The following is a 7,559-nucleotide window of genomic DNA, read 5'->3' as shown; positions in this document are numbered from 1 at the left end:
TCTCCAAAACCTATTTTAGCACCAGAATTGGATGTCGAAACTATTGGCGTTGTTGGCGATGTTGTGTTTCCTACAGGAATTGATCGTCGTGACGATATCGGGCAACCCAATCGCATTGATGTGTATTATGGCATGGCTGATGATCGAATTGGCGTTGCAAAAATGGAAATCCCAGACCAATTACCAAACGCGTTTTGAATTCTATAATTTTTGTAAAGTTTAGAATTAGAGTTATGGTGTAATCCTGATTTTATTTGTTTTCAAATCTTCATTCAATCATTTTTTAAAATCATTAACCCGATATATGTTGTTGTTCTTTTAGATGCATAAAGGGAAAAATAAAATCACGAGAAATTAAGATTTTGAAGATACTTAAACTCGTGATTTTATTAACTTAACCATAATGGTTACTATTTAATTATTAGAGTTACGCCATTGTTTATAAGCATTGATTAATCCATTTGTCGAACCGTCGTGAGATTTAATTTCGGCATCGTTTTCTAATTCGGGCAATACTTTTTGGGCCAATTGTTTTCCGAGTTCCACGCCCCATTGATCAAAACTAAAAACATTCCATATAACACCTTGTGCAAATATTTTGTGTTCATATAAGGCAATGAGCGCTCCGAGTGTAAAAGGTGTAATTTTTTTGATTAAGAATGAGTTTGTAGGTTTATTGCCTTCAAAAACTTTAAAAGGAATGAGTTTTTTCCTTTCGGATTCGTCCAAGTTTTTCAGTTCAGCAGCTACTTGTTCAGAGGTTTTGCCATTCATTAATGCCTCTGTTTGTGCAAAGAAATTAGAAATCAAAATAGGATGATGTTTGCCAATCGGATTATGGCTGATGGCAGGCGCAATAAAATCGCACGGAATTAAATGGGTGCCTTGATGTATCAATTGATAAAACGCATGCTGACCATTAGTTCCAGGTTCTCCCCAAACTACTGGGCCGGTGCTGTAGGTTACATTCGTGCCATTTCTATCGGTATGTTTGCCATTACTTTCCATATTACCTTGCTGAAAATAAGCTGGAAAGCGATGCATATATTGATCATAAGGTAAAATAGCTTCGGTTTCGGCACCAAAAAAATTGGTGTACCAAATACCAATAAGCGCCATAATTACTGGGATATTTTCTTGAAAATTAGAAGTTTTAAAGTGGTTGTCGGTAGCTTCCGCACCTTTTAGTAAATTCTCAAAATTTTCATAGCCAATAGTGAGTGCAATAGAAAGCCCGATACTGCTCCAAAGGCTATAACGACCACCAACCCAATCCCAAAAAACAAACATGTTTTCGGGAGCAATTCCAAATTCTGTAACACCTTTTTCATTGGTAGAAAGTGCCACAAAATGTTTGGCAACGTGGTTTTCATCTATCGCCGATTTTAAAAACCAATCGCGTGCCGTATGGGCATTGGTCATGGTTTCTTGCGTTGTAAATGTTTTGGAAGCAATGGTAAAAAGTGTTTCATCAGGATTAAGGTGTTTTAATGTTTCAGCAATTTGCGTACCGTCAACATTAGAAACAAAATAGGCGTTCATCCCTTCAATCCAATAAGGACGTAAGGCTTCGGTGACCATTACTGGACCAAGATCACTGCCGCCAATACCAATGTTGACGATGTTTTTTATTTTTTTTCCGTTATAACCTCGCCATTCGCCACTGTGGATTTTTTCACAAAAGGACTTCATCTTTTGACGTGTTTCACGTATCTCGGGCATGATATCATCGCCATCAAGACGAATCGGTTGGTCAGAAAAACTTCGTAATGCCGTATGCATCACCGCACGATTTTCGGTTTGATTGATTTTTTCTCCGGCAAACATCATTTCAATCGCTTTCTTTAGGTGGCAATCTTCAGCAAGCTGAAACAACTTTTTTAAGGTGTCGGCAGTAGCAATATTCTTTGAATAGTCAAAAAGGATATCTTCAAATATAATCGACATTTTTTCAAATCGGTTATCATCGTTTTCAAAAAGTGTCTTCATCTGAATGTTTTCCATTTCAGACTTATGGGAAATTAAGGCCTTCCAAGCGGGTGTTGTGGTAGGGTTTATAGTTGGAAACATATTTATATTTTTTTAAAGTTCAAAGAAAGGTCTTTTTGTTCAATTATCTTAAAAGCTTTGGTGTCTAAATACCAATGCAATGTTCCTTTTTTAGGGTGAATGAGTTTTGCTGGATATTGTTCTGTTGATGTTTTGGGCTCATTAAAAACATGATGCACGGCTTCTGATTTTTCTTCGCCAAAAACCAAAAAAGCAACATGTCGTGCCTGATTGATCAATGGTGCGGTCATTGTAATACGATACATGTGCGCTTCTTTTACAAATACCGATTTGACTGTTGCACTGGTTTCACCAAGTATTGCCGAATAGGGGAAAAGCGAAGCTGTATGCGCATCATCACCTAAACCTAAAAGCACAAAATCAAATATAATTGGTTTTTTTTTGAAATGCGTTGCAATCGATTTCATATAGTTTTCGGCAGCATCTTCTGGAGAACCTGATGTATTTACTTCAAAAATATGCGATTCTTGAATTTTTAAAGGTCTGAACAAGGTTTCTTCTGCCATTACTGAATTTCTCTTCGGGTCATGTTTAGGAACATTGCGTTCATCGCCAAAGAAAAAATAAGTTTTATCCCAATCAATTTGATCTTTAAATGAATTGGACGCTAAAAGTTTATAAAGTCGTCGTGGTGAACTTCCGCCTGAAAGCACAAAATTAAACTCGCCTCTTTCGGCAATGGCTTCTTTTGAAACCTCACAAATGAGTTTGGCTAAAGCGGTCATTAAATCTTTGGTGTCGTTGTATATTTCTAAATCTTTCATTAATCGTTTTTATTTTTTTCAGGGAGGTTAAACCAATGATAACCATCTTTGGCAATAAGTGCTTCTGCATTTTCGGGTCCCCAGGAATCGGCTGCATAATTAGGAAAATCCTGAGCTTTATTTTTCTCCCAATAATTCAGTATGGGCATGATCAATTCCCAAGCAGCTTCCACTTGATCGGCACGCATAAACAGGGTTTGATCGCCAGTAATGGCATCCAGCAATAGTGTTTCGTAAGCTTCTGGTGATTCTGATTTTTTATTTCCAAAATAATCAAAAACAATATCTACCGTGTTTAAATTCATTTCGAGACCCGCAACTTTGCTCTGCAATTGAAATTTGATGGCCATATCTGGCTGAATATTAATGACCAATCTGTTTTTTTGAGGTGGACCAGATTCTTCCGGAGCAAAAATATTATGGGGCACTTCCTTAAATTGGATGATAATGCTGGACGCTGTTTTAGAAAGACGTTTGCCGGTTCGTAAATAAAACGGAACGCCTTGCCAGCGCCAATTGTCCACATGCAATTTTAAAGCGGCATAAGTATCGGTATTAGATTCTGGAGCGATGTTTTTTTCCTTGCGATAGCCAACAACTTCTTTGCCTTCAATCCATCCCGAACTGTATTGGCCGCGTGCCGACATGGCATCAATTTTTCCGGGTGCAATACGTCGCATCGCTTTAAGGACATCAACTTTCCGATCGCGCACTTCATCGGCATCTAAATTAATTGGCGGTTCCATGGCAATGATACAAACCAGTTGCAAAAGATGATTTTGGATCATATCGCGTAATACGCCGGCCGATTCAAAATATTTTCCGCGGTTGCCAACACCAATTTGCTCGGTTACCGAAATCTGAATGTGTTCTACATGATTTCGGTTCCACAATGGTTCCATAATAGCATTTGCAAAGCGCAAAGCCATGATATTCTGAACAACTTCTTTGCCCAAATAATGATCTATGCGATAAATTTGCGTTTCGTCAAAAATGCATAACAATTTTTTGTTCAGCTCTTTTGCCGATTCCAAATCACTTCCAAACGGTTTTTCTATAATAATCCGAGTGGTTTTGAGATCGTTTTCAAGTTTGGCTTTGGCAATATTTTCTGCAATAATGCTGAAAAATTGTGGCGCCACAGCACAATAATAAATTATGGAAGGTGTTTCATTCCATTCCTTTTTAATTTTTTCAATTTGCGAACCAAAACAATCAAAAGCTGAACTATCAGTAATATCTGCCGATTGAAAGGAAATATGTGATGAAAATTTTGCCCAATCTTCCTTTTTTGTTTTGCCTTTTCGTGAAAATTGGTTGACGGCTGTCAGTAATTCATTGCGGTATTTATCGTCACTCATTTCAGAAGAGGATGAACCAATAATCGCAAAATTTTCGGGCAACCAATTGTCCAAAAAAAGATTATAAAGTGCTGGCATAATTTTTCGTTTGGTCAAATCGCCCGTACCTCCAAAAATCAGGAAAATAGTGGATTGCGTTTTTTTATTTGAGATTTTAGCCATAAGTTTTATTTTTATGAATCTTAAGTTTTCTGTTAAAATGCAGTTTTACGAGTTTATATTTTTCCATTCGGTATGAAAAACACCTTCTTCACCTATTAATTCGTAAGTATGCGAGCCAAAATAATCACGTTGTGCCTGAATAAGATTAGATGGCATATTTTTAGTTCTAAAATTATCAAAATAACCCAAAGCTGCTGAATAAGCAGGCAAAGCAACACCATGACAAACGGCATCTGAAACCACGGTTCGGATTCCAGAAGTACTTTCGATAAGATTTTTGTGAATGGCATCATCTAAAAACAAGTGCTCCAATTCATGGTCTTTTTTATAGGCTCTGTAAATATCTTCCAAAAATTCAGATCGGATAATACAGCCACCACGCCAGATTTTTGCAATCAAATCGAGATTTAATTTATAGTCATATTCAATATTGGCACAGTACAACAAATGCATGCCTTGCGCATACGCCGATACCATTGCAAAATAAAAAGCCTGTTCGAGCTTGTTGATATAATCATCTTTATCCACCTCATATTTCAAATTATTGGCATGGGGATAAAGTGTGGCGGCTTGTGTTCGTAAATCTTTATATTTTGACAAATCGCGCATGGACACAGCAATATCAATAATTGGTACGGGAACACTAAGATCCATTGCCGCTTGTGACGTCCATTTTCCGGTGCCTTTCGCTTTGGCTTCATCCTTGATATCATTGAGTAGAAGATGGTTTTCTCCAGGTTTTTTATATTTGAAAATATCGGTTGTAATTTCTATGAGATAAGATTGCAATCGGCCTTGGTTCCAAGTATCAAAAACATCATGAATGTCTTCATCATTTAATTCGAGACCTTTTTTTAAAACCTGATAAGTTTCAGATAATAATTGCATAATGGCGTATTCGATACCATTGTGGACCATTTTGACAAAATGCCCCGCCGACCGATTTCCCATATACGCCACAGTAGGTTCGCCATTATCTTTGGCTGCAATTTTTTCGAGAATGGGTTGTATGGTTTTATAAGCTTGTGCATCACCGCCAGGCATCATACTTGGGCCTTTTCGTGCACCTTCTTCACCGCCAGAAACACCCATTCCGATAAAGTGGAAACCTTTGCGTTCCAGATCTTTACTTCGGCGTTCGGTATCGATAAAGTGCGAATTACCACCATCAATAATGATATCACCTTTATTGATGACACCAAGCAGTTCATTGATGACGATATCCACAATTTTACCTGCCGGAACCAATAACATGATGGTTTTTGGGCTTTTTAAACTATTTACAAAATCATTAATAGTGGCAAAGCCTTTAATGTTTTGCCGGTTTAAATTATTGAGTTGTTCTACTTTGTTAATGTCATTGTCATATCCGGAACAATTGTAGCCTTGATCGGCTATGTTTTGCAACAGATTGGAGCCCATTGTTCCGAGGCCAATCATTCCAAATGTACTTTGATAATTGTTTTCCATGGTATTTTATTCTTAAATAAAATTTTCAAGAATTGCTTTTGTGATTTCAAATTCTTGATGTTGGATGCTATTGATGCCAACTTTTTTGGCGGCATTAACCAGCATCTGTCTATCGTCAAAATATACGCATTCTTTTGCTTTTACATGTGCTATTTCCAAAGCCTTTTCAAAAATCCGTGGATCGGGTTTACGGACTTTCATATAACACGACGAGAAAAATCCGTCGAAAACCTGATGCAAAGCAAAGGTGTCAATTCTATAATCATTCAATTCTCGGCTTTCGTTATTTACAGCAAATACCGGGAGTTGGATTTGTCTTTTCCAATTTTTTAACCATGATAAAAATTTTGGCAATTCAGTAGATTGTGCGAACATGAATTTTTTGAAATCGTCTTTTGAAAAATTTCTGGATCGATCAAAAACTACGGTATTAAGATAATCGTCTAAGGAAATACTTCCAATTTCAAAAACATTATAAATAAAGTTGTGCTTGGCTTCCATATCAATGTAATCCAAATCGAATTTTTTTGCAGCTTCTTGACGTGATTCATGATCCCATCCGTTGGTCAATAAAACGCCGCCAACATCCATAAAAACAACTTTTATTCTTGAAACCTCAAAAAAATCGATCATGCTTCCAATCTTTTTTTGTATTTCTGTTTATCAATGCTTTTTAAAAGTTTTTCATAGGCACTGTTGAATTTTTCTATGCCTTCGTTTTCCAGATCTTGGGTTATTTGGTCAATATTTATATGATTATTTTTCAATGCATCCAGTACTTTTTCGGCATGATCCAGATCTTTACTTATGGTATTGGCCACTTTACCGTGATTTCTGAAGGCATCAATAGTTTCCAGAGGAAGAGTGTTGATGGTATCTTTTCCTATTAAGTTTTCAACATATTTTACATCACTGAATGATGGGTCTTTTGTACTTGTACTTGCCCAAAGCACGCGTTGTGTTTGTGCACCGTTGGCTTTGAGTTTTTTAAATCGGTCGCTGTTTATCATTTCCAAATAAATTTGATAAGCTTTTTTGGCCGAGGCAATGGCTACTTCGCCAACAAGATCATTGGCATTGTTTTTTTTGAGCATCGGATCTACCATAACATCAATTCGGCTCAAGAAAAAACTCGCCACAGAAGCCACTTCATTTATTGGCAGACCTTCTTTTAGTCGGTCTTCAAGTCCGCCCATAAAAGCTTCGGTGATTTCACGATAACGTGGCAAACCAAAAAGTAAAGTCACGTTAATATTGATGCCTTCGCTGAGGCATTCACGGATGGCACCTAAACCTTCTGTGGTGCCTGGAATTTTGATCATTACATTTTTTCGATTTACTTTTTTCCAAAGTTCCCGAGCCTGTTTTATGGTACCAACCGTGTTTCGTGCAAGAAGTGGTGAAACTTCCAAACTTACAAAACCGTCTTTTCCATGGGTTTTATCAAAAACAGGTTTGAAAATATCTGCCGCTCTTTGAATATCTTTTATGGCCAAATCAAAGAAAATAGTGGAATTGTCGTCTTCGTGTTTTGAAAGTTCAGCAATGTCATCATTGTAATCAGAACTTCCACTGATAGCTTTTTCAAAAATAGATGGATTGGAAGTAAGTCCGCCCAGATCATCCACATCGATGAGGTTTTGTAGTTGGCCTGAGTTCATAATGTCGCGGTCAAGTAAATCGAGCCAAATACTTTGACCTTCTTTGCGTATTTGATTTAATGGATTCATTG

The 7,559-nt window shown here is 37.1% G+C and carries 6 protein-coding genes and 1 pseudogene; 1 reads left to right on the top strand and 6 read right to left on the bottom strand.

Annotated features, from left to right (window positions below; all coding sequences use genetic code 11):
• A pseudogene (locus VNJ50_RS04525) lies at positions 1-198 on the top strand (hypothetical protein); the annotation flags it as partial.
• Positions 199-414: 216 nt separating this feature from the next.
• On the opposite strand, the gene pgi reads toward VNJ50_RS04525, so the two are convergent.
• Genes pgi through tal form a run of 6 tightly spaced genes read right to left on the bottom strand, consistent with a single transcriptional unit; the run spans position 415 to position 7,557 of the window.
• On the bottom strand, positions 415-2,070 hold the full coding sequence (pgi, locus tag VNJ50_RS04520; RefSeq protein WP_325579473.1) for a glucose-6-phosphate isomerase: 1,656 nt from the start codon (positions 2,068-2,070) through the stop codon (positions 415-417).
• A 2-nt stretch (positions 2,071-2,072) separates the two neighbouring features.
• Positions 2,073-2,834 (bottom strand): 6-phosphogluconolactonase, encoded by a 762-nt coding sequence (pgl, locus tag VNJ50_RS04515; protein WP_325579471.1) that lies wholly within the window; start codon positions 2,832-2,834, stop codon positions 2,073-2,075.
• On the bottom strand, positions 2,834-4,357 hold the full coding sequence (zwf, locus tag VNJ50_RS04510) for a glucose-6-phosphate dehydrogenase (RefSeq protein WP_325579469.1): 1,524 nt from the start codon (positions 4,355-4,357) through the stop codon (positions 2,834-2,836). Before zwf ends, pgl begins: the two co-directional genes overlap by 1 nt.
• Positions 4,358-4,402: 45 nt before the next feature.
• On the bottom strand, positions 4,403-5,827 hold the full coding sequence (gene gndA / locus VNJ50_RS04505; RefSeq protein WP_325579467.1) for an NADP-dependent phosphogluconate dehydrogenase: 1,425 nt from the start codon (positions 5,825-5,827) through the stop codon (positions 4,403-4,405).
• A 12-nt stretch (positions 5,828-5,839) separates the two neighbouring features.
• Positions 5,840-6,460: an HAD-IA family hydrolase gene (locus VNJ50_RS04500; RefSeq protein WP_325579465.1), complete on the bottom strand. Its 621-nt coding sequence runs from the start codon at positions 6,458-6,460 to the stop codon at positions 5,840-5,842.
• Positions 6,457-7,557, bottom strand: coding sequence for a transaldolase (gene tal / locus VNJ50_RS04495; protein ID WP_325579463.1), 1,101 nt, complete (start codon positions 7,555-7,557; stop codon positions 6,457-6,459). Before tal ends, VNJ50_RS04500 begins: the two co-directional genes overlap by 4 nt.
• Between the last annotated feature and the right edge of the window lie 2 nt (positions 7,558-7,559).

The sequence above is a fragment of the Gelidibacter sp. genome, assembly GCF_035577925.1.
GTDB lineage: Bacteria > Bacteroidota > Bacteroidia > Flavobacteriales > Flavobacteriaceae > Gelidibacter.
This window is presented reverse-complemented; position numbering and strand designations above follow the sequence as displayed.